General features: G+C 61.0%; 26 protein-coding genes and 1 other annotated feature. Of the genes, 1 reads left to right on the forward strand and 25 read right to left on the reverse strand.

Annotated features, from left to right (window positions below; all coding sequences use genetic code 11):
* Positions 1-7 precede the first annotated feature (7 nt).
* On the forward strand, positions 8-475 hold the full coding sequence (locus MTP38_RS06455) for an ACT domain-containing protein (protein WP_249234631.1): 468 nt from the start codon (positions 8-10) through the stop codon (positions 473-475).
* Positions 476-600: 125 nt separating this feature from the next.
* Here MTP38_RS06455 and tyrS read toward each other — a convergent pair whose 3' ends face one another.
* The 25 genes from tyrS to whiA all read right to left on the reverse strand — a co-directional run bounded on the left by tyrS (position 601) and on the right by whiA (position 25,412).
* Complete coding sequence (tyrS, locus tag MTP38_RS06460; protein WP_249234632.1) at positions 601-1,821, reverse strand: tyrosine--tRNA ligase; 1,221 nt, start codon at positions 1,819-1,821, stop codon at positions 601-603.
* A gap of 66 nt (positions 1,822-1,887) precedes the next feature.
* Positions 1,888-2,136, reverse strand: a binding site (T-box leader).
* Positions 2,137-2,190: 54 nt separating this feature from the next.
* Positions 2,191-3,858: a DNA repair protein RecN gene (gene recN, locus MTP38_RS06465; RefSeq protein ID WP_249234633.1), complete on the reverse strand. Its 1,668-nt coding sequence runs from the start codon at positions 3,856-3,858 to the stop codon at positions 2,191-2,193.
* Positions 3,859-3,874: 16 nt separating this feature from the next.
* Positions 3,875-4,363 carry an arginine repressor gene (locus MTP38_RS06470; RefSeq protein ID WP_249234634.1) on the reverse strand — a complete coding sequence of 163 codons (489 nt, stop codon included), beginning with the start codon at positions 4,361-4,363 and terminating at the stop codon, positions 3,875-3,877.
* Between the two features lie 21 nt (positions 4,364-4,384).
* Positions 4,385-5,236, reverse strand: coding sequence for an NAD(+)/NADH kinase (locus MTP38_RS06475; protein ID WP_249234635.1), 852 nt, complete (start codon positions 5,234-5,236; stop codon positions 4,385-4,387).
* Between the two features lie 19 nt (positions 5,237-5,255).
* Positions 5,256-6,059 carry a TlyA family RNA methyltransferase gene (locus tag MTP38_RS06480; RefSeq protein ID WP_249234636.1) on the reverse strand — a complete coding sequence of 268 codons (804 nt, stop codon included), beginning with the start codon at positions 6,057-6,059 and terminating at the stop codon, positions 5,256-5,258.
* On the reverse strand, positions 6,056-7,939 hold the full coding sequence (dxs, locus tag MTP38_RS06485) for a 1-deoxy-D-xylulose-5-phosphate synthase (protein WP_249234637.1): 1,884 nt from the start codon (positions 7,937-7,939) through the stop codon (positions 6,056-6,058). Before dxs ends, MTP38_RS06480 begins: the two co-directional genes overlap by 4 nt.
* A 124-nt stretch (positions 7,940-8,063) precedes the next feature.
* A complete protein-coding gene (locus tag MTP38_RS06490; protein WP_227620832.1) occupies positions 8,064-8,534 on the reverse strand; it encodes a divergent PAP2 family protein in 471 nt (156 codons plus the stop codon).
* Positions 8,535-8,620: 86 nt separating this feature from the next.
* A complete protein-coding gene (locus MTP38_RS06495) occupies positions 8,621-9,511 on the reverse strand; it encodes a polyprenyl synthetase family protein (RefSeq protein WP_249234638.1) in 891 nt (296 codons plus the stop codon).
* Between the two features lie 22 nt (positions 9,512-9,533).
* Positions 9,534-9,758: an exodeoxyribonuclease VII small subunit gene (gene xseB / locus MTP38_RS06500; RefSeq protein WP_227620830.1), complete on the reverse strand. Its 225-nt coding sequence runs from the start codon at positions 9,756-9,758 to the stop codon at positions 9,534-9,536.
* A complete protein-coding gene (gene xseA, locus MTP38_RS06505) occupies positions 9,736-10,959 on the reverse strand; it encodes an exodeoxyribonuclease VII large subunit (RefSeq protein WP_249234639.1) in 1,224 nt (407 codons plus the stop codon). Before xseA ends, xseB begins: the two co-directional genes overlap by 23 nt.
* Positions 10,947-11,888, reverse strand: coding sequence for a glycoprotease (locus tag MTP38_RS06510; RefSeq protein WP_249234640.1), 942 nt, complete (start codon positions 11,886-11,888; stop codon positions 10,947-10,949). The genes xseA and MTP38_RS06510 overlap by 13 nt, the downstream gene beginning before the upstream one ends.
* Positions 11,885-12,319, reverse strand: a complete 435-nt coding sequence (nusB, locus tag MTP38_RS06515; protein WP_227620827.1) for a transcription antitermination factor NusB — start codon at positions 12,317-12,319, stop codon at positions 11,885-11,887. Before nusB ends, MTP38_RS06510 begins: the two co-directional genes overlap by 4 nt.
* Positions 12,320-12,398: 79 nt before the next feature.
* Positions 12,399-12,785, reverse strand: a complete 387-nt coding sequence (locus MTP38_RS06520; protein ID WP_149793355.1) for an Asp23/Gls24 family envelope stress response protein — start codon at positions 12,783-12,785, stop codon at positions 12,399-12,401.
* Between the two features lie 109 nt (positions 12,786-12,894).
* Positions 12,895-13,515 carry a SpoIIIAH-like family protein gene (locus MTP38_RS06525; RefSeq protein WP_227620826.1) on the reverse strand — a complete coding sequence of 207 codons (621 nt, stop codon included), beginning with the start codon at positions 13,513-13,515 and terminating at the stop codon, positions 12,895-12,897.
* A 47-nt stretch (positions 13,516-13,562) separates the two neighbouring features.
* Positions 13,563-14,066 carry a stage III sporulation protein AG gene (locus MTP38_RS06530; RefSeq protein ID WP_249234641.1) on the reverse strand — a complete coding sequence of 168 codons (504 nt, stop codon included), beginning with the start codon at positions 14,064-14,066 and terminating at the stop codon, positions 13,563-13,565.
* Entirely contained in the window at positions 14,063-14,536 is a 474-nt protein-coding gene (locus tag MTP38_RS06535) for a hypothetical protein (protein WP_249234642.1), read from the reverse strand. Before MTP38_RS06535 ends, MTP38_RS06530 begins: the two co-directional genes overlap by 4 nt.
* On the reverse strand, positions 14,536-15,624 hold the full coding sequence (locus MTP38_RS06540) for a stage III sporulation protein AE (RefSeq protein WP_249234643.1): 1,089 nt from the start codon (positions 15,622-15,624) through the stop codon (positions 14,536-14,538). The genes MTP38_RS06535 and MTP38_RS06540 overlap by 1 nt, the downstream gene beginning before the upstream one ends.
* A complete protein-coding gene (locus tag MTP38_RS06545) occupies positions 15,621-15,986 on the reverse strand; it encodes a stage III sporulation protein AD (protein ID WP_249234644.1) in 366 nt (121 codons plus the stop codon). Before MTP38_RS06545 ends, MTP38_RS06540 begins: the two co-directional genes overlap by 4 nt.
* Before the next feature lie 11 nt (positions 15,987-15,997).
* Positions 15,998-16,192 (reverse strand): stage III sporulation protein AC, encoded by a 195-nt coding sequence (gene spoIIIAC / locus MTP38_RS06550; protein WP_005934292.1) that lies wholly within the window; start codon positions 16,190-16,192, stop codon positions 15,998-16,000.
* A gap of 13 nt (positions 16,193-16,205) precedes the next feature.
* Positions 16,206-16,658: a hypothetical protein gene (locus tag MTP38_RS06555; RefSeq protein ID WP_249234645.1), complete on the reverse strand. Its 453-nt coding sequence runs from the start codon at positions 16,656-16,658 to the stop codon at positions 16,206-16,208.
* Positions 16,655-17,536, reverse strand: a complete 882-nt coding sequence (locus tag MTP38_RS06560) for an ATPase, T2SS/T4P/T4SS family (RefSeq protein WP_249234646.1) — start codon at positions 17,534-17,536, stop codon at positions 16,655-16,657. The genes MTP38_RS06555 and MTP38_RS06560 overlap by 4 nt, the downstream gene beginning before the upstream one ends.
* 133 nt (positions 17,537-17,669) lie before the next feature.
* Positions 17,670-19,664 (reverse strand): NAD-dependent DNA ligase LigA, encoded by a 1,995-nt coding sequence (ligA, locus tag MTP38_RS06565; protein WP_249234647.1) that lies wholly within the window; start codon positions 19,662-19,664, stop codon positions 17,670-17,672.
* A 148-nt stretch (positions 19,665-19,812) separates the two neighbouring features.
* Positions 19,813-20,787, reverse strand: a complete 975-nt coding sequence (gene pfkA / locus MTP38_RS06570; RefSeq protein ID WP_227620818.1) for a 6-phosphofructokinase — start codon at positions 20,785-20,787, stop codon at positions 19,813-19,815.
* A 177-nt stretch (positions 20,788-20,964) separates the two neighbouring features.
* Entirely contained in the window at positions 20,965-24,465 is a 3,501-nt protein-coding gene (locus MTP38_RS06575; protein ID WP_249234648.1) for a DNA polymerase III subunit alpha, read from the reverse strand.
* Positions 24,462-25,412, reverse strand: coding sequence for a DNA-binding protein WhiA (gene whiA, locus MTP38_RS06580; protein ID WP_249233001.1), 951 nt, complete (start codon positions 25,410-25,412; stop codon positions 24,462-24,464). Before whiA ends, MTP38_RS06575 begins: the two co-directional genes overlap by 4 nt.
* Between the last annotated feature and the right edge of the window lie 8 nt (positions 25,413-25,420).

The raw sequence follows: 25,420 nt of genomic DNA on the forward strand, positions 1-25,420 counted from the left end.
GTTTACTATGTACGGTGTTTCCAAAATCAATATCGAGCCGAGCCTGATGATGATCAGCGTGCAGGACGCCGAGTTCAAGGGCAACACGATGGCCCGTTATCTGCAGATCTTCGCCGACACCGGCGTTGTGGTGGATATGATCAGCCAGAGCGCCCCCCACGGTACCAGCATGGACTTCAGCTTCACGGCATCCAGCAGCGATCTGCCGTTGGTGATGAAGGCCATCTCTGCCGCGAATCTCGACAAGGATGCCAAGGCCTCTCCCCTCATCAGCGTGGGCTACTCCAAGCTGAACCTCTTCGGAGAAGAGATGGTCACCAGCTGCGGTGTTGCCGCGCGTGCCCTGAATGCTCTGGCAATGGCAGGCATCGAGGTGCTGCTCATCACTACCAGCGACCTTGACATTTCCCTGCTTGTCCGTTCCGAGAATGAGGATGCGGCCTATGAAGTCCTGAAGAAGGCTTACGAGCTGTGACCTGAATAAAAACGAGTCTCCCTTGTCCTGTGCGGGACAGGGGAGATTTTTGTATGAAAAAGCCCCGGCTGTCCCCTCTCCTGTCACAGAGAGAAGACAGCCGGGGCTATTGTTTTACCAGAAGCTTACAGGCTCACCTTGTGGTAGACCTTCTTGCCCTTCTTGATGACGATACCCTTGGACAGCTGCTCGGCGGTGAAGCTTGCCGTGGGGGCAGCGACCTTTTCGCCATCCACCAGAACGCCGCCCTGCACAACCAGACGGCGGGCCTCGCCGTTGGAAGCAGCCAGACCAGCCTTGACCATCAGGGTCAGGATGCCGATGGCACCATCGGTCAGGTCGGCCTCGGTCAGCTGGGTGCCGGGCATATGCTCGGTGTCTCCGGCAGCGCCGCTGAACAGTGCGCGGGCTGCGTTCTGCGCCTTGTTGGCCTCCTCCTCGCCGTGGACCATCTTGGTCAGCTCGAAGGCAAGGATCTCCTTGGCCTCGTTGAGGCGCTGATCTTTCCAGGTGCTCATCTCATCGATCTGCTCCAGCGGCAGGAAGGTCAGCATCCGGATGCACTTCATGACATCTGCATCGCCGACGTTGCGCCAGTACTGATAGAACTCGAAGGGGCTGGTCTTGTTGGGGTCGAGCCAGACGGCGTTGCCGGCGGTCTTACCCATCTTCTTGCCCTGAGAATCGGTCAGCAGAGTGATGGTCATAGCGTAGGCATCCTTGCCCAGCTTGCGGCGGATCAGCTCAGTGCCGCCCAGCATATTGCTCCACTGGTCATCGCCGCCGAACTGCATATTGCAGCCGTAGTGCTGGAACATATAGTAGAAGTCGTAGCTCTGCATGATCATGTAGTTGAACTCAAGGAAGGACAGGCCCTTCTCCATGCGCTGCTCGTAGCACTTGGCACGCAGCATATTGTTGACGGAGAAGCAGGCGCCCACATCGCGCAGCAGCTCGACATAGTTCAGGTTCAGCAGCCAGTCGGCGTTGTTCAGCATCAGGGCCTTGCCCTCAGAGAAGTCGATGAACTTCTCCATCTGCTTCTTGAAGCAGGCAGCGTTGTGGGCAATGTCCTCCTTGGTCAGCATCTTGCGCATATCGGTGCGGCCGGAGGGGTCGCCGATCATGGTGGTGCCTCCGCCGATGAGGGCGATGGGCTTGTTGCCTGCCATCTGCAGGCGTTTCATCAGGGTCAGGGCCATGAAATGTCCGGCGGTCAGGCTGTCGGCGGTACAGTCGAAGCCAATGTAGAAGGTAGCCTTGCCGTTGTTGATGAGGTCGATGATCTCCTCATCGGTGATCTGGGCCACCAGACCGCGTGCTTTCAGTTCTTCGTACAGAGTCATAAGAAATTTCCTCCTGTTTTGTCGGGGCAGAGGGAAAAACAAAACGCCCTCCGCCAAAATAAATTGGCAGAGGGCGATAAAATTCGCGGTACCACCTCTGTTTGCCGCCTCTTCACAGAAACGGCCTCACGAGTGCACACCCCAGAGTAGAGTGACACTCCTGCGTTTGTAACGCTCGCACGCGGCACAGCCTACTCGTCGTTCAGCCTGCAGCTCCGGGAGGTATTTCACCTGCGTCTCCGCAGCCCCTTTCACCAGCCGGGGCCTCTCTGGGCAGAGCGCATCAGGGTACTCGGTTCCCATCTTCGCCTTTCAACGAGATTCAGTTTAGCACATCCCTTCGGGAATGTCAAGCACAAAAGCGCCTGCTTATTTCCCGGCGCTCCAGCCCAGCATTTCTCGGGCGTTGGCCAGCGAAAGCTCTGTGACATGGTCGCCGGAGATGAGGCGGGCCAGCGCCTCCACCCGTCCATTCTCGTCCAGCGGGTGGATCTCGGTATAGGTACGCTCATTCGTGATGTTCTTCTGGATGAGCAGATGGCAGTCTGCCAGCGCAGCGATCTGAGCCGTGTGGGTGATGCAAAGGATCTGATGACCCTCGGCACTCTGGCGCAGCACCTCACCGATGCGGCTGGCCGCCTTGCCGGAAACGCCGCTGTCGATCTCGTCGTAGATGACGGTCGGCACAGCGTCCTTGTCGGCCATCGCATTCTTGATGGCGAGGGTGATACGGCTCAGCTCGCCGCCTGAGGCGATCTTTGCCAGAGGCTTCGGGGCTTCGCCGGGGTTCGTAGAGATATAAAACTCGATGCTGTCCTGTCCGTGACTGGCCAGCGGCCCCCGCGTATGGCGGAGCGTCATCCGCACGCCCGGCATATTCAGAAAGTCCAATGTGTCAGAGATGCGCTTGTTCAGCTCTTCAAACGCCCTCAGCCGGGTCTGGGTCAGAAGCTCCGCCTTTTCCCGCGCGAGGGTATAGAGACGGCGCTGCTCCTTCTGCAGATGCTCCACCCTCTCCTGCGAGGACTGTATCATCTCCAGCTCCTGCCGTGCCCGCTCGCCAAACGCGAGGATGTCCTCTACTGTATCGCCGTATTTCCGCCGGAGCTTGTAGATAAGATCGATGCGCTGCTCGATCTCGTCCAGCTCTGCGTCGTTGGTGTCGTAAGCGTCCAGACGGCCGATGAGGTCGGCGGCGACATCCTTTGCGGTGTAATAGAGGTCGAGCAGCTGGCCCGCACCGGCAGACAGCTCTCCGTCGAGCTGGGCCGCTGCATCCACGGCGTTGGAGGCTTCGCCCAGAAGGTCAACGGCACCGGGGGCTTCGTCGCCGCCCGAGAGCAGCGCGTAACACTGGGCAATGCGGTCCCGGATGGTGGAAGCATTCGCCAGCACCTTGCGGCGGCTTTCCAGCGTCTGCTCCTCCCCTGCCGTCAACGCCGCATCGTCGATCTCCTGCACCTGATAGCTCAGCAGGTCGATGCGGCGCTGCTTTTCGCCCTCGTCGGTGATCATGGCGTCCAGCGTTTTCTTGACCCCCACCAGCTCCCGATAGATGGCATAGTATGCCTGATATTCCGCGCTGTTCTGGGCGTAAGCGTCCAGAATGCCCTCATGCCGGGCTGGATTCAGCAGACCCACCGAGTCGTGCTGGCCATTGATGTTGATAAGTCCGCCGCAAAGCTCCCGCAGGACAGCGGCGGTGGCAGGCATCCCGTTGATGCGGCAGGTGCTCTTGCCCTCGGCGGTGATCTCGCGGCTGAGCAGCAGCGCTTCGGAGCGCTCGTAGCCTGCCTTTTCCAGACTGTCAAGGACGGAAGGCGGCACATCCTCAAATGCAGCCCGGATGACAGCCTTGGCCGCACCGGTGCGCACGAGATCCTTGGAGGCGCGGTTGCCCAGAATAGCGTTGATGGAGTCGATGAGGATGGATTTGCCTGCGCCCGTCTCACCGGTCAGGACATTGAGGCCCTTTTCAAAATGGACATTGGCTTTCTGGATAACTGCAACATTTTCGATCTGCAGGCTGCTCAGCATAGTTTCACTCCCGCGTTTATTTCTGCCCGATGTGACGGGTCAGTTCCGAACAGATGGTCTTGGCGTCCCGCTCCGAACGGGCCACGATCAGGAACGTATCATCGCCAGAAAGGGTGCCGACGACATTTTTCCACTTCAGGGCGTCGAACACTTCACAGGCGGCGTTCGCCATGCCGGAATAGCATTTTACCAGCACGACATGCCCGGCAAAATCCACACCCAGCACCGACTCGCGGAAGATCGTCTCGAACCGGCCCTGCATCTTGGGGTTGAGGCTTTCGTTGTGGCTGGAAACATAGCGGTAGCCGTCTGCGGTGGCGGCTTTGACGAGACACATTTCCCGGATGTCCCGGGAAATAGTCGCCTGTGTCACCTCGAAGCCCTCCTGACGCAGGTGCTCAAGCAGCACCTCCTGACGGCTGATGGGGTTCTCCTGGATCAGTCGGAGGATCGTCTGCTGACGTTCCGCCTTTCCTTTTGACTCAGCTGGATTGTTTCGGCCCATATTCCTTGCCTCCTCTTGTTGTTATCTCCGGCTGCGCAGTTTCTGGTCGATGGCCTGAAACTGGTCCGCCCTGCTGAAGGTGACGAGCTGCACGATCTGGTCCGAAAGGCGGATCTCTGCCGTCGAACCGGCGCTGAGCGGATATTCCGCCGCACCATCGCAGCTCAGGAACACTTCGTTGTCCACCACCTGCCCGACACAGATGTTGATCTTCCGCTCCTGTGCAAAGACCATTGCCGGGCTGGTCAGGCTGTGGGGGCAGATGGGCGTGACGACAATGCCCTTGGTCTGCGAGTCAAGGATCGGCCCGCCTGCCGCCAGTGAATAGGCCGTAGAGCCGGTGGGCGTCGCTACGATGACGCCGTCTCCGCGATAATGCTCTACAAGGATGTCGTCGCAGTAGATGCTGAAATCGATGGCCTGCTGCAGGCGGCCTTTGGTCACGACCACGTCGTTGAGGGCATGGCCCTCCCAGTTCTCTTCGCCCAGCACCCGCACATAGAGCAGCATCCGGCTGTCCAGCAGATATTCGCCCCGCACCAGCGCCGCAAGCTTTTCCTCCATTTCATCCACCTCGCAGGTGGCAAGGAAGCCGCAGCGGCCGATGTTGATGCCGAGGATGGGCTTCTGGTATTGAAGCGTAAGGTTCGCCTCATGCAGGATGGTGCCGTCGCCGCCGATGGTCAGGATAACATCGGTACGCGGGAGGCACTCTTCCAGCGGAAGGTACTGCACCCCATCGGCGCAGCAGGTCTCGTTCAGGTCATCCCGCATCAGGACGGTGGCCCCCTGCATCAGCAGGAGCTGTGCTGCCCGCTGGGCGGTGGCCACCGCCTGCTCTTTGCCGGGGTTTGGCGAAATGTAAACGGTCATATGACGTCTCCCAGCCGATTTATTTGTCCAGCGAGCTATGGCTTGCGGCCACGACCTGCTCGGCGACGGAATCATCCAGCACGCCGGGCTGCTCACTCTTCTGGACGAACATCAGATACTCGATGTTCCCCTCCGGGCCTTTGACTGGGCTGAAATCCAACCCCCGCACAACGAAGCCGTTTGCGGCGGCATAGCCCATGGCGTTGTGCAGCACCTCGCGGTGGGTGGCAGGGTCACGGACGACACCGTTTTTGCCCACCTTCTCACGGCCTGCCTCGAACTGGGGCTTGACCAGACAGACGCCCATCGCGTCCGGCGTCGTGATGGCCTGCGCCACCGGAAAGATGTGATGCAGCGAGATAAAAGACACGTCTACGCTGAAGAACTCCACTGGCTCGGCCAGCATATCCGGCGTGACATTGCGGATGTTGGTCCGCTCCATATTCACGACACGCTCGTCGGTGCGCAGGCTCCATGCCAGCTGGCCGTATCCCACATCCACAGCATAGACCTTGACGGCACCGTTCTGCAGCATACAGTCGGTAAAGCCGCCCGTGGACGCACCAATGTCCATACAGACCTTGCCGCGGGGGGTCAGCGGGAAACACTGCATCGCCTTTTCCAGCTTGAGTCCGCCCCGGCTGACGTATCCGATGTCGTGGCCGCGCACCTCGACCTTGGCATCTTCCTTTATCATCTCACCAGCCTTGTCCACCTTCTGCTCGTTGACGAAGACGACACCGGCCATGATGAGAGCCTTGGCGCGCTCACGGCTCTGGATCATACCGTGCTGCACCAGATATTGGTCCAAACGAATTTTCAAAGTGTTTTCTCTCCTTTCGGGTCTGCCGCCTGCACGGCCTCGGCCAGATGCACCGCATCCAGCCCGGTCGCCTGCTTGATCTGGGGCACCGTCGCGTGGGGCAGGCTCAGCTCCCTCACCGCGCGGTGGATGTACCGGCCGCACCAGCCTGCATCCTGCAGAGCGCGGGCCAGATGTTCGCCGATGCCACCGCAGGCTGCGCACTCTTCTGCCATCAGGACGATGGAGTAGGCTGAAAGCTCCTGCACCAGCTCTTTCCCGAACGGAAAGATGCGGACCAGCTTATACACATCGCAGGGGACACCCTCTTTTGCCAGCAGCTCTGCGGCGGCAAGGGCATCCTCCACCTCATCCGCATAGCTCACCAGCGCAGTCTTTGCACCCGGCAGAGAGACGAGCTTGTCGTACTCCCTGCCCGTGCAGCCGTATCCGGCCAAGACCTTGCTCTCGCCGCCGCGGGGGTAGCGGATGGCCCGAGGCCCCTGCATCTCATGCCGCAGCAGGATGGCCAGCCAGTACCGCAGCTCCTCATAGTTCGAGGGCGAGTAGATGGGCATTCCGACCTGACTGAGGAAGGTCGGGTCGTAGATGCCCTGATGGGTCTCCCCATCGCCGGGCACAAAACCTGCGCGGTCAACGGCAAAGACAACATTCTCCCGCAGCAGGCTGACATCGTGGATGATCTGGTCATAGCTGCGCTGCAGGAAGGTCGAATAGATGCAGACCACCGGCAGCATCCCCTTGCTGGCAAGGCCGGCGGCGAAGGTCACGGCGTGTTGCTCAGCCATCCCGACGTCAAAGAAGCGCTCCGGGTGGGCGTGGCTGAAAAATTGCAGACCAGTGCCATATTTCATCGCCGCCGTGATGGCACAGAGGGTATCGTCCGCATCTCCGGCCTCACTGAGCGCACGGCCAAAGGCATTCGAGAACGACTCCGCCGGGGCGATCTCCGGGTCGGGGATGCCTGCCAGATCGAACTTCGAGACGCCATGATAGTTGCCGGGATTCGACTCCGCCGGGGCATAGCCCTTGCCCTTCTTTGTCACAACATGGAGCAGCGTCGGCCCGGGCTGGGCACAGACCGTCTGCAGGATGCGCTCCAGCTCCGGCTCGTTGTGGCCGTCGATGAGGCCGAAATAATGGAATCCCATATCCTCGAAGATCGTGGAGTGATACATGGCCCGGCGCACCACTTTTTTGCTGTTTTGCAGGGCAGTCTTGATGGGCGCACCGACGAGCGGCACCCCGCTCAGAAAGCTGTTGACGTTCTCCTTTGCCGTGAAATAACGGGTCGTGGTGCGCAGATGGCCCAGATACCCTGCCAGTGCGCCGACATTGTGGGAGATGGACATCTTGTTGTCATTGAGAATGACCATCAGATTGTCCAGCTTGCCGATGTTGTTCATTCCCTCGTAGACCATGCCGCCGGTAAAGGCACCATCGCCGATGATGGCCACCACATGGCCCGGCTCGCCCTTGAGCTTTTTGGCCCATGCGATGCCGATGGCGACCGATAGGGCGGTGTTGCCGTGCCCGGCGATAAAAGCATCGTGAACGCTCTCATTCGGGTTTGGGAAACCCGAAAGGCCGTCCAGCTGCCGCAGGGTGCCGAAGCGCTTGTACCGTCCGGTCAGCAGTTTGTGGGTGTAGCACTGATGGCCCACATCGAAAACGAACGCATCCCGGGGGGTCTCAAAGATGCGATGGAGCGCGACCGTCAGCTCGACTGCGCCGAGGTTGGAAGCAAGATGTCCGCCCGTTTTGGATACGCTGTCCAGCAGAAATTGACGAATTTCCCCGCAGAGCTGCTGGATCTGTGCACTGTTCAAGCGCTTCAGGTCACTTGGCTGTGAAATATTCTGAAGCAGTGAAGGATGCATAAAGTGACCGTCCTCCTCACATTTCAAATTCCGGATGATTTCAACACAGAAGTCATTTTTGCAGGCAGGGTGGTCTTCTGAAAAACCGCCCGGATGGGGCACTGCTTATGAAAACAACTTCTTATTAGAGGTGCATCGGATACAAAAAGCCGACGACGACGCCGACGACCATGCCTGCCATGACCTGCAGCGGCGTGTGTCCGACCATCTCCTTCAGATGCATATTCTGAAGGAAGGGAGCGTTTTTTTCGCTGATGTCGATCCACTCCTCGATCATCTGGTTGAGCACCTTTGCCTGTTCGCCGGTCTCGTGGCGCACGCCCATTGCATCGTGCATGGTGATGATGGCGACTACGCTGGCCACTGCAAAGATAGCCGAGCTGATGCCCTCGCTGCGGGCGGCGGCAATGACCATCGCACAGACCGTGGCGCTGTGGGCGCTGGGCATGCCACCATCGCCCCACATCCGTTCGAGCTGGAATTTGCCCAGCAGGATGAAGTTGATGATCGTCTTCAGCACCTGCGCGACGAACCAGCTTACGATGGAGACCGTCAGTATCTCGTTGACCGAGAACAATTCCTTGATCAGTTGCATTGTTTGTTCTCCTTCTTGAATTTTATCGCATTCCCGCAGCCGACGTCATAAGCGCCGCATCTGCCCTATCGTCCCAGATACGATGCTCAGCTGCGGCGGGCCAGCAGCGTGCGGGCCAGCTGCTCCAGAAAAGCGCTCTTTTCGCCGAATGCGTTATGCAGCGCCACACAGGTCTCATCGTTCAGTTTCTCCGCCAGCTGCATCGCTCCGTCCGCGCCGAACAGGGTGACGAAGGTCGTCTTACCGTTCTCGCTGTCGCTGCCGATGGGCTTGCCCAGCTGCTCGGCGGTGCTGGTCACATCCAGCACATCGTCCACGATCTGGAACACTAGGCCGATGCCGTAGGCGTAGGCTTCCAGCGCTTTGCGCTGGGCCTCGTCGGCCTGTGCCGCCGCGCCGCCCATCTGGATGGCCGCATTGATGAGCGCCCCCGTCTTGTGGCGGTGGATGAGGCGGAGCTGTTCTTCCGTAGCGGCGAGCGCCTCGTATTTCAGGTCAAGCTCCTGTCCGTACACCATGCCCCGGCTCCCGGCCCCTGCGCCGAGCGCCTGTGCTGCGCAGACGCAGACCGATGCCGGAGCGGGCGCACCGGCCACAGCCTCGAAGGCCTCCGTCAGCAGCACATCGCCCGCCAGCATGGCAGTAGACTCTCCGAATGCCTTGTGGCAGGAGGGCTTGCCCCGGCGCATATCGTCATTGTCCATGCAGGGCAGGTCGTCGTGGATGAGCGAATAGCAGTGCAGCATTTCAACGGCCGCTGCAAACTGTTCCGCCGCCTCGGCGCTGCCGTGGAGCATATCGCACACGGCCAGCACCAGCACGGCCCGGATGCGTTTGCCGCCGCCCATCAGGCTGTAGCGTGCCGCACGGCAGACCTCAGACTCCTCGGGCAGATAGCGCTCGCACGCCCGGTTCAGGGCTTCTTCTGCACGGGCCAGATATTCGCCGTACTGCTTTTTATACTCGGTGCTCTCCATTATGATTCCTCCCTGCGGGCTGTTATGATTCTTTGGGTTCTGCCTCTGCCTTTTCGCTGCGGGCAGCGTCGATCTCCTCCATCTGGAGCGACGCCTTTTCCAGCGCAGCATGGCAGTATTCCATCAGCGAAGCCGCTTCTGCATAAAGCTTGACCGACTCCGTAAGGGTCGTCTCCTCGCTCTGCATCTGGCTCAGGATGGTTTCCAGACGGGCCATGCCGTCCTCAAAGCTTTTGGGTGCTCTCATTCAGTTCCTCCACGGACAAGACCGTACATTCTGCCGTATGCGCTGCGCCGCGCAGGGTGATCCGGTCGCCCGTAGAAAGGGCGTCCGCGCTGCACAGCCTGTTTTTGCTGTCGTATACCATCGCGTAGCCGCGCCCCAGCACCCGGTAGGGGCTGAGGGAGTCGGCCAGCGCGGCAGCATGACGAAGCTGATTTGTTCGCTTCTGGATGCCGCTCCGGGCTGCATCCTCAAGTTCTTTTTGGTATGCCTCGAGCTTTGTCTGCCCGGCGGTCAGCGTCCGGCGGGTCATGTCGCGGGAAAGCTGCTGCCCGGCCCTTTCCAGACGCCCCGATGCCGCAGCAAAACGGCTCTGCAAGGTGCTCTGGCAGCGCTGTTCCAGCTGAAGCAGTACCCGCAGAAGCTCTGCACGGTCGGGAACCGCTAGCTCTGCCGCTGCCGACGGCGTCGGTGCACGGCGGTCCGCCACGAAATCCAGAATGGTAAAGTCGATCTCGTGTCCGATGGCGCTGATGAGCGGCACTTTGCAGCGGTACGCCGCCCGGGCGATGACCTCGGCGTTGAAGACCCAGAGGTCTTCCCGGCTGCCGCCGCCCCGGGCCACAATGATCTCATCCACTTTCCCGCTCCGGTCCAGCCGCCCGATGGCGTCGGCGACCTGCTGCGCGGCCTCAAAGCCCTGCACGCTGACCGGGCAGAGCAATAGCTTTGCTGCCGGCCAGCGTCGGCTGATGACATTGCGGATGTCCTGCAGTGCCGCACCGGTCTTGCTGGTGACGATGCCGATGCATTTGGGGTAAGCGGGCAGAGGCTTTTTATGCTCTGCCGCGAAAAGTCCCTCCTGCTCGAGCTTGGCTTTCAGCTGCTCAAAGGCCAGCTGCGCCGCGCCGATGCCGTCCGGGAACATCTCGTTGACGTAGACCTGAAACGCGCCGTCCCGCTCGTAAAGAGTAGCACGGCAGCGCACGACCACCTTCATGCCTTCCTCAGGCCGGAAGCCGAGCCGCCTTGCATCCGAGCGGAACATCACCGCCTTGACGCTGGCAGCTGCGTCCCGAAGGGAAAAATAGCAGTGGCCGCTGCGGGCATTCTGTACAAAGTTTGCGATCTCGCCCCGCAGCGCCAGATCAAACAGGATGTCGTTTGCATCCAGCAGGGTCTTGACGTACTGGTTCAGGGCAGAGACAGAGATCACTTCAGCCATAGACCGGCCTCCCGTGCCGCAAGAATGGACACGCCGATGGCGTTGTCGCTGGAATACTGTCCGGGCACAAAATACACCTGCGGAAGGCGCTGCTGCACCCAGCTGCGGATGATGTCGCTGCTCATGACGCCGCCTGCGCAGACCACCGTCAGCCCGGGATATTCCTTCTGGGCAGCCTTGGTCATCCTGACCACCGTATCCGCCACGCAGAGCAGACAGTATTTGCAGACATAGGCGGGGCTTTTGCCCGCCGCCAGCAGGGCGTTGCACTGGTTCTCCAGCCCGGAAAGGCTGCATTCCATCCCTCGGACGCTGGATTTCGGTTTGATGGTCTCCTCACATTCAGCGGCCAGACGGGAGACCTCCGCGCCAGCCGGGAACCCAAAGCCCAGCTTGACGCCCACACGGTCCACTGCCTGTCCGGCGTAGAGGTCGGAGCTTGTGCCCAGCGTCTCGATATGCTTCACCTCATCGCAGAGGAGAAGGTCGGTGGTGCCGCCGGAGATGTGGAAGAGCAGCGTTTTCTCGCGGAAGAGCGTCTCCCCTTTGGCGGCAAACAGTGCCGCCGCTGCGTGGCCCTGCTGATGGGTCGTGCGGACAAGAGGGATCCCCCGGGCCAAAGCGAATGCCTCAGCGGCGCTGACGCCTGCCAGAAAGCAGGGCATATAGCTGCCCTCCACCGGACGGGGCTTTTCCGACACGCCCACGGCACAGATCTGGGTCAGGTCAAATTCGCCGCCCAGCTCTGCCATCATCGCAGGCAGAGCCGCCGTGTGATGAAACAGCGCATCGCTCTGGCGCAGGCCAAGCTGGCCCTCCTTGACCGGAAGAAAACGCTTTTTTGCGCAAACAACCTCTCCGGCTGTATCAAAGACGGCCAGAGAGGTTGCATAGTTGCTGGTGTCGATGCCCAGCGTATAACTGCTCACAGCTGCTCGGACTCTGCGTCCAGACCCTGTTCCCGTGCCACAGTGCCCAGCAGACCGTTGACGAACTGATAATCCTCGTCTGCGCCATACTTTTTGGTCAGCTCGACGGCCTCGTTGATGACAACGCCGGGCTTCTTCTCATCGCCGTACAGCATCTCGGCCAGACCCAGACGAAGCACAGTCAGGCTCACGCGGGGCAGGCGCTCCATCGTCCAGTTGCGCAGATGGGCGCTGATGAGGTCGTCCACCTCGGCGGAGTGCTCGTAGTAGGCCCGCAGCAGACGCTGTCCGAACACATCCACGGGGTGCTCTTCGTCGCACTCGTGGTGGTTGTCCAGAGCCTCCTGCAGGGGGATGTCACCAAAGGTCTGAGAAAATGCCAGCAGAAATGCATTTTCGCGTGCTTCACGGCGGGGCAGAATATTTTCCATAATGTTCCTCTCACAGCGGCAAAGCCTTCCCTTTTGCGGGAAGGCTGACCGCATCTTTGTTTTCGTTTTCGTTCTCGGCTCAGGCCTGCGGCTCAGCCGCCGGGGCCAGACCGGCAATGACAAGGTCAACACGGCTGACCGTAACATTGGTCATGTTCTGGACGGCAGACTTGACGTTCTCCTGCACCTTCTCGGCCACAGCCGGGATGCGTGCGCCAAAGGCCGCCACAATTTCCAGAGTGATCTCTGCCGTGCCATCCCGCATCTCTACGGTGACGGGCGACTGGACGTTGGCACGCTCCAGAAGGTCTTTCACCTTCCGGTTCTGCTTGCCGCAGGACACTTCTGCCACGCCCTCGATCTCCAGCGCTGCACAACGAGCGATCTTGCCGATGACCTCCGTGGAGATCTGCAGACTGCCGCCCTTCAGATCCATATTCTGTAAATCCATTCTATGGCCCTCCATCCAAAATGAGCGAACGCCCATTTTATTTTGTGCGATCCATGCAAAAGGCAAAGCCCTTTGCAAAACCTTTGATGTCATTATACCATTTTCTCCGGTTTTATACAACACCTTACTTCACTTCCACCACAGTAATATTCTGCGCAGTCACCTCGCTCTTGCTGAGGACGATGTCTCTTATCTGAGCCACCTGTGCCGCGGTCAGGGCGTCGCCGGAGGTCATGACGGTCAGGTCTGCCCGGCCGGACTGCAAAAAGCAGAGGCAGTCGGCAAAGCCCTTCGCCTTGACCAGCGTTTCGATCTCGTTCTCGGCGTTGAGGTCCTCGAGGTTTGCGGTCATCTGCCGGGTGCAGTCCTTTTTCTCCTCGGCGGAGAGGCCCGAGGTCTTGAGAGTCTTCTGGATGGTGTCCATCGCTTCATCGTGGGCTTTCTGGCGCTTGAGACGGGCTTCTTCGAAGAATTTTGCCCCTGCATCGTTGGCTACGCTGACAAGCTGGGCCTCGCCGTAATTCTTGTTGGCGCTGGATACGGCCTCGGCCTCCGTCATCAGCCCGTCGGTGACAGGCGAAGCCACCGGCTCTCCCTCCACGGCCACCGCCGAGACGTTGACGGCCTCCTCATCCACCCCGATGCCGGTGCGGGCGTACTGCCAGTTGAGGTATACTGCCACGACCAGCGCCGCCGCAAGGGTCAGCGCAGTGACCCTGCGTGTATTTTTGGTGATAGCTCTCATCCGTGTCTCCTCCTTGCATATTTCATGGTTCTCATAGCTGCAAAAAATCATTCCCGGCGCTGCTCTACGCAGATGCGGTTGGACGGAACATCCAGCAGCGCCCCCACCAGCTCGGTGATGCGGACGGCGACCCGGACATCTCCCCCGCCCTCGCATACCACAGCCACTCCGCACACTCTGGGCGTGCAGACCGTCTGCGCCAGCGCCGTCCCATCGTCCAGCAGCACATGGGTCTGCTGTTGCTGGGTCTGTCCCGAGAGCGTGTCCAGAGCATAGATGGTCTCCTCCCCGCTTTCCAGCGTGATCATCACGGTGGTCCTCCCTGCACCTTCCACCTGCGCGATGAGGTCGGAAAGCTGCTGCTCGAGCTGCTGACGGTAGGCGCTCTCATCCGCCGGGGCAGCGCTGGCCGCTGCAGGCTTCTCCGAAGGGGTGAACAGCTCCGACAGCAGGAGGAGCAGCATCGCCGCAGCCCCCAGCAGGACCGCCAGCCGGGCGCGGTTCTCCTTCTGCACAAGGTCCTTCAGCCGCAAAAAGAGCTTGTTTTTCATGGCACAGCCTCCCCCCAGCATATGCTTTCCGGTTCAAGCTGAAGCTGTGCTGTCAGCAGTTTCTCCACCGCCTGCTTCCGGGCATCGGTGAGGGCGCCCTGCGGGACGACCTGCACGGCGGATGCCGTCACGCCCTCCGCGGTCCGGCATAGGGTGATGCGCAGTTTCACCCGGATGCCTGCCTCGCGGAGACAGGCATCCTCCAATCGTCGGGAAAGCTCTTCTTCCGTCTGCGCAAGGATGGCATCCTCCAGACTGCCCACCGAAGCAGTCTCCGCCTGCGGCAGCTTCGGCGCGGTGAGCTGGGCTTTTGCGCCGGGGAGGGCATCTGCAAAGGCTACTAGAATATATAGCCCCGCCACCGCTTTTATGCACTTCTGCCCCCAGCCCGGCCCCACAAAGCGGGCCGCCAGCTCGGCACAGATACAGGCTGTACAGAAGACCGCCGCCGCACGCTCCAGCGCCTGCATCACGAACCACCTCCTACCATAAAAAGCAGAGCCACCCCTGCCGCTGCCAGCCCGAAGAAGAGGGCCACAGCTGCTGCCATACAGCGCACCGCCTCGGCGAAGCAGTCGAACAGGGCGCGGCAGCGCGAGATGCCCGTCAGGCTGCAAAGCAGACTGCACCCCATAAGCAGGGCCAGCTGGATCATCAGCCCCAGATAGAGCGGCACGAATTCTGCCCCCAGCACCGACAGCGCTGCCAGCCCCAGCCCGCTCTTGAGCATCTGCACCCCTGCAAGGATGGACTCCGACGCACTGCTGAGAGTCTGCCCGATGATGGGCACGCTCCCGGCCAGAAGCTGGCCGGTGCGGAGCGAAAAGCGGTCCAGCTGGAACGCCGCAGCCCGCTGCAAGCCCAGCAGAGCGACCAGCAGTTTCCCGGCCCAGCCCAGCGCTTGGCGGAGGGCACTGCCGACACCCTTGCAGAAGACGCCCAGCGCCGGTTCTGCGCTGATGCAGCAGGCCATGCTGAGCATCAGATAACAGTGGAGCAGAGGCTGCACGAAGGCTGCGGCCAGCTGTGCCAGAAAACAGAGCGCCGTCAGCAGCGTTCCGCTGGCTGCGCTGCCTGCCGCCGCTTCGCCGCCCAGCGTGAGGACGCCTGCATAGACGGGCAGAAAGCCCAGCAAGAAGCTGCGCCAGCTCTCCATCTGCGCGCAGAGCGTCTGTGCCTCTTCCACCAGATTCCCCCAGAGCAGGACACCACAGCCGCCCGCCGCAGCCAGATCCAGCAGATCGCTGTCGGCACACTCTCCTGCCAGAAGCCCCAGCACCGCGGTCAGTGTCAGGAACAGGAGGACCGAGGTATAGTTCCGGGCCGTCTGTTGCACCATTGCCCCCAAGGACTGGGGCAGAAAGCTTTTCAGCGGCTCCCACGGCGAGGATACGGCGTCCTCCAGATCAATGCGGCTCTGCTGTAAATACGGCTCCCAGAGGGCGCTCCCGGGCAGCATCGTATCCGAAGCGGCCCGCGCCGCCGGGGCCGCGAGCGCAAGGCTCGTCCACAAAAACAGTATGGCCAGCCCGAAGCGAAAAAACTTGTCCCATTTCATCCCGCAATGCTCCCGATCTTCTGGCCGATCTCTTCCAGCAGGGGCCACGCCGCCGCCAGCACCAGCACCCGGCCTGCCAGTGCCGTGCACCACGCCAGCGATTCGGCCCCGGCTTCCTCGCAGAGTGCGCGGGCGTAGTCGGCCAGCAGGATAACGCCTGTACACCGCAGCAGGCAGGAAAAGGCGTCGCCGCCTGCCCGCTGTTCCAGTCTCTCAAGGCCGGCAAGCACGATCTCGGCCGCTGTGCTGATCTTCCACAGCACGAGGACTGCCGCCCCCATCGAGACGAACAGCCCGAAAGCCGGGGCGCTCTTCTGGAACAGGGTGTACAGGACGGCTCCCACCACCGCAAGCCCCAGCATCGTGAGGGCGCTCATAGCGCAAAGAGGGACTTGATGGTGACGAAGAGCACACTGATCTGCTTGACTAAAATGGACAGCACTACCACAAGCCCTGCCAGCGTGGTCATCATCGCCTGATCCTCCCGGCCCGAGCGGATAAGAAGCTGGTTGAGCACCGCGACGATGATGCCGATGGCCGCGATCTTAAAGATCAGGTCGATTTCCATACACATTCCCCTTTCAGAGGCAGAGGATGGCCGCTGCCAGCCCGGCGGCAACGCCCAGTTTATGGCAAAGCTCCAGCTGAGGGCGGGTGCGTTCCTCTGCCTGACGCAAAAATACCCTGAACCGCTCCTGATAAAACGTCAGCCGCTGGCATTCCTGCCCGGCCTCCGCCCGTCCAATGTCCGAAAAGCACTCGATATAGCAGTCCCGCTCCGGGCGGGTCAGCCCGGGCGGCGGGCAAAGAGCCTGAAAGCTCTCGCCCCGGACAGCCCCCTCCCGTTCCAGCCTGCGGAACAGCAGGGTGAGGTCGGTGCGGCGGTAATCGATCTCCTGCCGGACCCGCTGCAAGAGCAGGAGCGTCTCTTCCAGCGCCTCCAGATGCCGCCGGGCGTTCCGGCAGGCCGCATCTCCTGCGCACCAGCCGCAGCCCAGCCAGAACAGTGCCCCGACGATCCGCAGCGTCTTCATGAGAACCGCACCTCTTTCAGCTGGCCCGGCGCGGTGCGGCCCTTCAGCAGTACCGCTGCATGGAGCGCACCGCATTTTTGGAGATACTGCACCTGCGGGCGGCGGGCGGCTTCTTCCCAGCTGGCGGCATGGAGAGTGGCGATGAACTCCACCCCGCTGAACAGCCCCTGTTCGAGGGCATAAAGCTCGTCCATCCCGCCCAGCTCGTCCAGTAATATCACCTGCGGCGAGAGAGTGCGCAGAGCCATCTGCACTGCCTGCCCCTTCGGCACGCCGCTGAGGATGTCGAGAGGCAGGGCCGCTGTTTCCTCCGAGGGGAATATCTCCCGCCGCTCGTCGATGACGGCCACCGCTCTTTCCCGGCTTGCCAATTCTCGCGCGATGCCCCGCAGGAGGGTCGTCTTGCCGCTGTCCGGCTCCCCCATCAGGAGCATCCCCACAAAGCGCTGCTGCAAAATAGCCCGGAGCTTCTGCGGCAGAGGGAACTCCCGGCTGCGGGCCACACGGATGTTGACCGAGCGCAGCTCCTGCAAAACGGCGCTCTGCCCCGGCGGGCAGTAGAACCGCCCGGCCAGCCCGGCGCGGCATCCGCACCCGAGGGTGACATAGCCTGCCGCGATCTCTGTCTCGTAGCTGTGCACCGACCCACTGCAAAGGGTGAGGAAGATCTCCTCCATCTGCAACGGCGTCAGCCGGAGCTTTTGCAGAGCGGGCAGTCCCGCCGGGCAGCAGGGCCTGCCCCCGATGGTCAGCTGCACCCCGCAGCCTACCCGAAGGCGTATCTCATGTACCTGTTCTGCAATGTCCGGCGGCAGGGCGCTCAGAGGCCGCGCCAGCCATGCAGGCAGGGCCTGAACGGCCCGGTAATACTCGTCCATCTCGTTTCTCCTTCCGTCTCGTCGCTTTGGCTTCTTGCTCCTACTGTATGCGGCGGCGGCGCTTTTAGAACGCAAAAAGGCCCACGCAGCGGTTCTCCACTGCGTGGGCCTCTGGGCCTGTTCTGTGTTTATGTTAAGCTTCCGGTTCGTCCCGCAGCATAGCGAGGAATTCCGCTTCCGTCAGCACGGGCACGCCGAGGGTCTGCGCCTTGGTCAGCTTGGAGCCTGCCGCCGCACCGGCTACGACATAGGCCGTTTTCTTGGAGACCGAACCGCTGGCCTTGCCACCGTTCTTGACGATGAGGGCCTCTGCCTCATTGCGAGAGAGGCTCTCAAGGGTGCCGGTGACGACCAGCGTTTTGCCCGCCAGCTTATCCCCTTTCGGCTCGCCCTTCCACGTCATGTTCACGCCAACGTCGGCCAGACGGTGGACAAGGTCGGTAGTGCCGTCCTTGGCGAAGAACTCCACCACGCTCTGCCCCATCACGCCGCCGAAGCCGTCGATCTCGCTGATCGTTTCGATGTCAGCCTCCCGGATGGCTTCCAGCGTGCCGAAGTGCTCGGCCAGCAGGGCGGCGGCCTTGTCTCCGATGTTGCGGATGCCAAAACCGAACAGCAGCTTGTCCAGATTGTTCTGCTTGGAATTTTCGATGGCGTGGAGAAGGTTCGTTGCGCTCTTCTCCTTGAACTTTTCCAGCGTCAGCAGCTGCTCGAGGGTCAGGTCATAGAGGTCTGCCGCCGAGTGGACAAGGCCCTTGTCCACCAGCTGGGTCGCCACCGCCGTGCCCAGACCGTCGATGTCCATGGCGTCGCGGGAGGCAAAATGGATGATGTTGCGCAGAGATTGGGCCGGGCACTCGGGGTTGACGCAGCGCAGGGCGGCTTCGTCCTCAAGATGGACGACCGGTGCCCCGCAGGACGGGCAGACTTCCGGCATCTGGTAGGGCGCGGCATCCTCCGGGTGGTGGACGACGCCGATGACCTCCGGGATGATGTCGCCGGCCTTCCGCACCTGAATGGTGTCACCGATGCAAAGCCCGAACTGGCGGATGAAGTCCTCGTTGTGGAGGGTCGCACGGGCCACCGTCGTACCGGCAAGAAAGACGGGGTCGAAGCAGGCCGTCGGGGTCAGCACGCCGGTGCGGCCCACAGCCACCTCGATGCTGCGCAGGGTCGTCTCCTTGACCTCGGGCGGGTACTTGAAGGCGATGGCCCACCGGGGGAATTTGTTGGTAGAACCCATCTGCGCGCGCTGGGCGAAATCATTGACCTTGATGACCGCACCGTCCATGTCGAAATCGAGCTTTGAGCGATTCTGTCCGATCTGCTCGATCTCCCGGATGGCATCCTCGATGTCGTGGACGACATGGTAGCGGGGCGAGACCGGAAGGCCGAGACTCTTGAGGTAATCGAGGCTCTCTGCGTGGGTGGACAGCTCCTTGCCCCGCACCTGCTGGACATTGAATACAAAGATCGAGAGGCCCCGGCTCCCGGTGATCTTCGCGTCCTTCTGGCGTAGCGAACCGGCAGCGGCGTTGCGGGGGTTCTTGAAGGGAGCGGCGCCCTGCAATTCCTGCTCGGCACAGAGATGCCGGAACGCCTCGTGGGGCATATAGACCTCGCCGCGCACCTCGAGAAACTCGGGGGCATTCTTCAGCTTCTTCGGGATTTTTTTGATGGCCCGGACATTGGCAGTGACATCCTCGCCCACCACGCCGTCGCCTCGGGTGGAAGCACGCACCAGCTCCCCGTTCTCGTACTCGAGGCTGCACGAAAGACCGTCGATCTTGATCTCGACCACATACTCCGGTTCAATGCCTGCATCCCGCACTCTGCGGTCAAAATCACGCAGTTCATCGTAGGAAAATGCATCCAGCAGGCTCTCCATCTTGACCGCATGGGTCACTTTCTGGAAGCGACCGCTGGGCGTTCCGCCGACGTGCTGGGTGGGCGAAGCGGCCGTGACCAGCTCGGGGTACTGCGCTTCCAGCTCCTTCAGCTCCCGGGTCAGGGCGTCGTATTCGAAGTCCTCCAGCTCGGGGGCATCCTGATCGTAATAAAGGCGGTTATTCTTCTCGATAACAGCGCGCAGTTCCTCGACGCGCTTTCTGGCTTGTTCCAGTTCCACAGTTCCACTCTCCTGCCTGACACGGCATCACGCCCGCGTCTTATTTCTCATGCGATAGTATACCACAAAACGGGGCATTTCGTAAACGAAAAAACAGAGCTGCCCTCCCCTTTTGCGGGGAAATGCAGCCCTGCAGTATTCTTGCTTTTTAGATGGAGATGGTATTGCAGACGTCCACGAGGACCGGGTCGATGCTCTTGGTCATCTCGAGCGCCTCGTCCACGGGGTAGTCCACCAGCTGTTCACCCTTCATGCCGACGATGCGGTTGTACTTGCCCTGCTCGAGCAGGCAGACAGCGTGGTAGCCCATTGCAGAAGCATTCACGCGGTCGCGGAGCGTGGGAGAGCCGCCGCGCTGGACATGGCCCAGAATGGTGGCGCGAGTGTCGATGCCGGTGCGGGCCTGGATCTCGTTGGCGATCTCCTGCGAGTGGCCGATGCCCTCGGCGACGATGACGATAAAGTGGCGCTTGCCGGTGCGCTGGGTCTCGACGATCTTGTCGAGGATGTCGCGCTGCATATCAAATTCCTTCTCCGGCAGCAGCACAGCCATAGCACCGGAGGCGATGGCGACGTTCAAGGCGATGTAGCCTGCGTTGCGGCCCATGACCTCGACGACGCTGCAACGGTCGTGGCTCTGGGTGGTGTCGCGCAGCTTATCGATCATCTCGAGCGCGGTGTTCATCGCCGTATCATAGCCGATGGTGTAGTCGGTGCAGGCAATATCGTTGTCGATGGTGCCGGGCAGGCCGATCATCGGGATGCCGCGGTGTGCCAGCTCACGGGCGCCGCGGTAGGAGCCGTCGCCGCCGATGACCACCAGCGCATCGATGCCCAGCTCGCGGCACTTGGCTGCACCCTTATCCTGACCCTCTTTGGTCTTGAACTCAAGGCAGCGTGCGGTGTAAAGGATGGTGCCGCCGGCAGAGATGATGTTCGAGACGCTGCGCAGGTTCATTTCGAAGCACTCACCGTTCAGCAGGCCGTTGTAGCCGCGCTGGATGCCGATCATGCGGAAGCCCTTGTGCAGGCCGGTACGGACCACGGCACGGACAGCTGCGTTCATACCGGGGGCGTCGCCGCCGCTGGTCAGAACACCGATCGTCTTGATTTGCTTTTCCATAGAGAGATTCCCTCCAATTTGTTTCTTCACATACCACTCGGGGCGTGCGCATCCCCTTCTTCCACAGATGCGGCCCGGTTCGATGCAACATATTTGCTATGGCTTGCCTTAGACAATTATATCACAAAGTCAGCCATTTGGAAACAGCGTGCTTGTAAAGATTGGTGCACAGAAATGTCATTTTGTTGCAACATTGTGCTCGCCAAGCAGGCGCTTCAGCTCCTGAAACAGCAGCGGGTGGCCCGAAGCATACAGCCTCCGGGGTGCGGCAAGCTTCTGCCTGACGTCCTCGAGATAGAAAATGACTGGCATATCGCCATCGAATATCTCAAGAAGATTGATGACCTTCGCGTACTCCGGGCAGCTGCGGGACGGCAGACGGATATAGAGCCTTTGGGCAGCATCCCGCATGAGGTTCGGGCGGTTGGCCTGCGGACGCTTGGGGTCATAGCCCTCGATGGGCAGGATGCTCTCCGCCATCAGCTTGGACGGCTCATCCTCCCGCACCGAGAGACGGCCTTCGATGACCACGACGGCGTTCTCTTTGAGCGCGTCACGGAAGGTATCCAGAACCCGCGGGAAGACGATGATCTCCATCGTGCCGGTCAGATCTTCCACGCTGGTAAAGGCCATCATGGTGTTGGATTTGGTGGTCATCATCCGGTTTTTGACGATGGTACACACGATACGGACGTGATCGCCGTCCAGCCTATGGGCATCCTCGCCGGTAAGCTCCTTGATGCTGTTGGAGGCAAAGCGGGCCGACTGCTCCCGGTAGGCATCCAGCGGATGACCAGACAGATAGAGTCCGCTGACCTCTTTTTCCTGCTGAAGCAGCTCGGTGTGGCTGTACTCCGGGAACGGCTTGATCTCGTAGCTGTCATCAGCAGCTTCCGCTTCGCCGCTCATCACCGAGAACAGGTCGAGCTGCCCTTCGAGGTTGCGGCGGGAGTCGCTCTCCACGCTCTTGATGATGCCGTCCACGGCCTCCACAAGGCTGTGGCGGTTGATGCCCATGCCGTCGAACGCACCCGCCTTGATGAGGCACTCCACGGCCCGGCGGTTCAGCTCGGTGCCGTGCATCCGCTTGCAGAAATCGTAGAGGCTTGCGTAGGGCTTTTCCTTCCGCTCCTCCACGACCCGCTCGATGAGGTTGCGACCCACATTCTTGACGGCGTTCAGGCCGAAGCGGATCTTGCCGTCATCCGCCGTGAATCCGCCGTTCGAGATGTTCACGTCCGGCGGAAGCACCTTGATGCCAAGGCGGGCGCACTCACCCGAATACTCAATGACTTTGTCGGTATTGTCCAGCACGCTGGTGAGCAATGCGGCCATAAACTCGCTGGGGTAATGACACTTGAGGTAGGCCGTCTGGAATGCGACGTAGGCATAACAGGCCGCATGGCTCTTGTTGAATGCGTAGGAAGCAAAGCTCGACATCTCATCGTAGATCTCATTGGCGACTTTTTCGGAGATGCCGTTGGCGACGCAGCCCGGGCACTCGTGGCCCGGCTCGGTACAGCCATGGACAAAATGCTCCCGCTCTGCCTCCATCACGGCGTGCTTCTTTTTGCTCATGGCGCGGCGGACATTGTCAGCCTGTCCGAAGGAGAAGCCCGCCAGTTCGCGGAAGATCTGCATGACCTGCTCCTGATAGACGATACATCCATTGGTCACGTCGAGGATGTGCGCCAGCTGGGGTGTCTTATAGCTGATCTTGTCCGGCTCGTGGCGGTTGCGCAGATAGGTGGGGATGGAGTCCATCGGGCCGGGGCGGTAAAGACTGATGAGAGCGATGACATCTTCAAGGTTCTGCGGCTGCAGACCCACCAGCACCTGCTTCATGCCCGAGGATTCAAGCTGGAACACGCCCTCCGTCTCACCCTGTCCCAGCATCTTATACGTCGCCGCATCGTCGTAATCCAGCTTCCGGATGGAGAAGGAGGGGTCTTTTTTCTGGACGGCCAGCTCGGCGTCCCGGATGACCGTCAGGGTGCGCAGGCCAAGGAAGTCCATCTTCAGCAGACCCAGCTCTTCGATCTCGGTCATGTTGAACTGGGTAACGGGCAGGCCGTCGTTGGTGGCCAGCGGCAGATAGTAGTCCGTCGGCTCCGGTGTAATGACGACGCCAGCCGCGTGTGTAGAGGCGTGGCGGGGCATTCCCTCCACCTTCAGGGCGGTATCGATCAGCTCTGTGACCTGCGGGTCGCTGTCGTACATCCGCTTCAGCTCCGGCGAGACTTCCAATGCGCGTTTCAGCGTCATTTTCAGCTCCATGGGCACCTGCTTTGCCACGACATCCACGCTCTGGTAAGGCAGTCCCATCACGCGGCCCACGTCGCGGATGGCGTTGCGGGCCGCCATCGTACCGAAGGTGACGATCTGGGCCACATGGTCCGCGCCATACTTCCGGTTGACGTAGTCGATGACCTCCTGACGGCGCTCGTAGCAGAAATCAACGTCGAAATCGGGCATACTGACGCGCTCAGGATTCAGGAAACGCTCGAAGATGAGGTTGTAGCGGATGGGGTCGATGTCAGTGATGCCCACGCAGTAGGCCGCGATGCTGCCCGCACCCGAGCCACGTCCCGGGCCGACCGGGATGCCCTGACTTTTGGCGTAGTTGATGTAGTCCCAGACGATGAGGTAGTAGTTGGTGTAGCCCATCGACTTGACGACGCCGATCTCGTAGGTCAGCCGGTCCTTGTTGGACTGCGGAGCATCGGGGCCGTAGCGGCGCTCGAGGCCGTCCCAGCAGAGCTTCTCGAAGAATGCCTGATTGTCCATCCCGTTCGGGGCTTTGTAATAGGGGATCTTGGTGTGACCGAAATCAAAGTCAAACTTACACTCGTCTGCGATCTTCTGGGTGTTGGCGCAGGCCTCCGGCACCATTGCGAACAGATCATACATCTCATCGGTGGTTTTGACGTAGAACTCATCGGTCTGGAACTCCATCCGGTCGGCGTCCTGAATGGTCTTTCCGGTCTGGATGCAGAGCAGGATGCTCTGCATCTTGGCATCATCCCTCCGCAGATAGTGGGCGTCGTTGGTGGCGGCCATCGGGATGCCGGTCTCCCGGGCCAGCTTGATGAGCTGGGGCAGGACGATGTTATCCTCCTCGAGGCCGTGGTCCTGCAGCTCGATGTAATAGTTTCCCTTGCCAAACAGGTCCTGATACCACAGCGCCGTGGACTTGGCCCTCTCATAATCTCCGGCCAGAATGGCCTGCGGGATCTCACCCGCAAGGCAGGCCGACAGGCAGATGAGGCCCTCGTGGTACTGTTCGAGGAGCTGCTTGTCCACACGGGGCTTGGAGTAAAAACCTTCCACAAAGGCCGCAGATACCATCTTGATGAGGTTTTTGTAGCCCATCTCATTCTTGCACAGGAGAATGAGATGGTTGTTGCCGTCGATCTTATTTACCTTATCGAAGCGGGTGCGGGTGGCCACATAGACCTCGCAGCCGATGATGGGCTTGATGCCTGCCTTCTGGGCCGCTTTGTAGAACTGGACGCAGCCGTACATGACGCCGTGGTCGGTGATGGCGACGGCGTTCTGGCCGCACTCCTTGACACGGTCCATGAGCTGGTCGATGCGGCAGGCACCGTCCAGAAGGCTGTATTCGGTATGGATGTGGAGATGGACGAAGTCTCTCCCCGCGCGGCTGCCTTCGCTCATGCCCGCACCTCCTCTGTGTCCGTTTTGCTGCTCTGTTCTGCAAGCCGCTGGCGCAGTGCGTCGGCCAGAGCTTCCAGCTTTTTCATCCGGTGGGAAAGACCCGATTTGCTCATGGGCGGGTCGAAGCTGGCACAGAGCGCCGCCAGCGACAGGTCGGGATATTTCAGCCTCCGGGCCGCCGCCTGCTGCAGCGCCTCCGGCAGCGTTTCCAGCGCCCCCTGTTCGTCCAGAAAGCGGATGGCCTTGAGGGTCTGGGCGTTGGCGCGGGCCGTCTTGCTGAGGTTTGCAGTGTCGCAGTTGGTGTGTCGGTTGATCTGGTTGCGCACCTGCTTGACGGCCTTCTGGGCGCTGAGCCGGGTCGAGGCATCCGCCGCCCCCATAAAGGAAAGGATGCGCTCCACATTGTCGCAGCTCTTGACGTAAACGAGGTTCACGCCGTTGCGGCGGGTGCGGTGGGGCGCAAATTCATGCTCCGCCAGCAGCGCCTCGAAGTCGCGGGCAAGGTTCGTGCGGCTGGTGAGGAACTCGATGCTGTACTCCTTCTGGGGGTCGGTGACGGTGCCGCTGCACAAAAAAGCCGCCCCGATGTAGGCGCTGACGCAGGTCTGGCAGCGGATGAGCCCGGGGTCGATCTGCAGGCTCGTCTCGGTGCCGGTGGTGCCGAAAAGCTCGTGCATCCGCGCCACCTGCTCCGGTGCGCGGATGCTGAACTCATACACCACCCCGCTGGGGCGCTCCTTCCGGACGATCTCGCCCTGCACACCGCAGCGTGCAAACAGCTGCGCGGCCACCTGCGTGGTCAGCTCCTGCTCCGTCTGAAGCACCAGCCCGCTGGCGTCAAAATACTTGGCAAAGCAGGCGATGCCGTAGGCAGCGGCACGGACGCAGCAGTCCTTCTGTAAGCTGCGGCGGGCGATCTCCTCCCTCGCTTGGGATGCAAAACTCATGATATGGT

The sequence above is a fragment of the Faecalibacterium sp. I3-3-89 genome (genome assembly GCF_023347275.1).
Classification (GTDB): domain Bacteria; phylum Bacillota; class Clostridia; order Oscillospirales; family Ruminococcaceae; genus Faecalibacterium; species Faecalibacterium butyricigenerans.

What these genes read in the sequence shown, in the direction of transcription:
- MTP38_RS06455 (WP_249234631.1), top strand. Translation starts at nt 8, where the DNA reads ATGTACGGTGTTTCCAAAATCAATATCGAGCCGAGCCTGATGATGATC.
- tyrS (WP_249234632.1), bottom strand. Translation starts at nt 1,821, where the DNA reads ATGACTCTGTACGAAGAACTGAAAGCACGCGGTCTGGTGGCCCAGATC.
- recN (WP_249234633.1), bottom strand. Translation starts at nt 3,858, where the DNA reads ATGCTGAGCAGCCTGCAGATCGAAAATGTTGCAGTTATCCAGAAAGCC.
- MTP38_RS06470 (WP_249234634.1), bottom strand. Translation starts at nt 4,363, where the DNA reads ATGGGCCGAAACAATCCAGCTGAGTCAAAAGGAAAGGCGGAACGTCAG.
- MTP38_RS06475 (WP_249234635.1), bottom strand. Translation starts at nt 5,236, where the DNA reads ATGACCGTTTACATTTCGCCAAACCCCGGCAAAGAGCAGGCGGTGGCC.
- dxs (WP_249234637.1), bottom strand. Translation starts at nt 7,939, where the DNA reads ATGCATCCTTCACTGCTTCAGAATATTTCACAGCCAAGTGACCTGAAG.
- MTP38_RS06490 (WP_227620832.1), bottom strand. Translation starts at nt 8,534, where the DNA reads ATGCAACTGATCAAGGAATTGTTCTCGGTCAACGAGATACTGACGGTC.
- MTP38_RS06495 (WP_249234638.1), bottom strand. Translation starts at nt 9,511, where the DNA reads ATGGAGAGCACCGAGTATAAAAAGCAGTACGGCGAATATCTGGCCCGT.
- xseB (WP_227620830.1), bottom strand. Translation starts at nt 9,758, where the DNA reads ATGAGAGCACCCAAAAGCTTTGAGGACGGCATGGCCCGTCTGGAAACC.
- xseA (WP_249234639.1), bottom strand. Translation starts at nt 10,959, where the DNA reads ATGGCTGAAGTGATCTCTGTCTCTGCCCTGAACCAGTACGTCAAGACC.
- nusB (WP_227620827.1), bottom strand. Translation starts at nt 12,319, where the DNA reads ATGGAAAATATTCTGCCCCGCCGTGAAGCACGCGAAAATGCATTTCTG.
- MTP38_RS06520 (WP_149793355.1), bottom strand. Translation starts at nt 12,785, where the DNA reads ATGGAGGGCCATAGAATGGATTTACAGAATATGGATCTGAAGGGCGGC.
- MTP38_RS06525 (WP_227620826.1), bottom strand. Translation starts at nt 13,515, where the DNA reads ATGAGAGCTATCACCAAAAATACACGCAGGGTCACTGCGCTGACCCTT.
- MTP38_RS06530 (WP_249234641.1), bottom strand. Translation starts at nt 14,066, where the DNA reads ATGAAAAACAAGCTCTTTTTGCGGCTGAAGGACCTTGTGCAGAAGGAG.
- MTP38_RS06535 (WP_249234642.1), bottom strand. Translation starts at nt 14,536, where the DNA reads ATGCAGGCGCTGGAGCGTGCGGCGGCGGTCTTCTGTACAGCCTGTATC.
- MTP38_RS06540 (WP_249234643.1), bottom strand. Translation starts at nt 15,624, where the DNA reads ATGAAATGGGACAAGTTTTTTCGCTTCGGGCTGGCCATACTGTTTTTG.
- MTP38_RS06545 (WP_249234644.1), bottom strand. Translation starts at nt 15,986, where the DNA reads ATGCTGGGGCTTGCGGTGGTGGGAGCCGTCCTGTACACCCTGTTCCAG.
- spoIIIAC (WP_005934292.1), bottom strand. Translation starts at nt 16,192, where the DNA reads ATGGAAATCGACCTGATCTTTAAGATCGCGGCCATCGGCATCATCGTC.
- MTP38_RS06555 (WP_249234645.1), bottom strand. Translation starts at nt 16,658, where the DNA reads ATGAAGACGCTGCGGATCGTCGGGGCACTGTTCTGGCTGGGCTGCGGC.
- MTP38_RS06560 (WP_249234646.1), bottom strand. Translation starts at nt 17,536, where the DNA reads ATGGACGAGTATTACCGGGCCGTTCAGGCCCTGCCTGCATGGCTGGCG.
- pfkA (WP_227620818.1), bottom strand. Translation starts at nt 20,787, where the DNA reads ATGGAAAAGCAAATCAAGACGATCGGTGTTCTGACCAGCGGCGGCGAC.
- MTP38_RS06575 (WP_249234648.1), bottom strand. Translation starts at nt 24,465, where the DNA reads ATGAGCGAAGGCAGCCGCGCGGGGAGAGACTTCGTCCATCTCCACATC.
- whiA (WP_249233001.1), bottom strand. Translation starts at nt 25,412, where the DNA reads ATGAGTTTTGCATCCCAAGCGAGGGAGGAGATCGCCCGCCGCAGCTTA.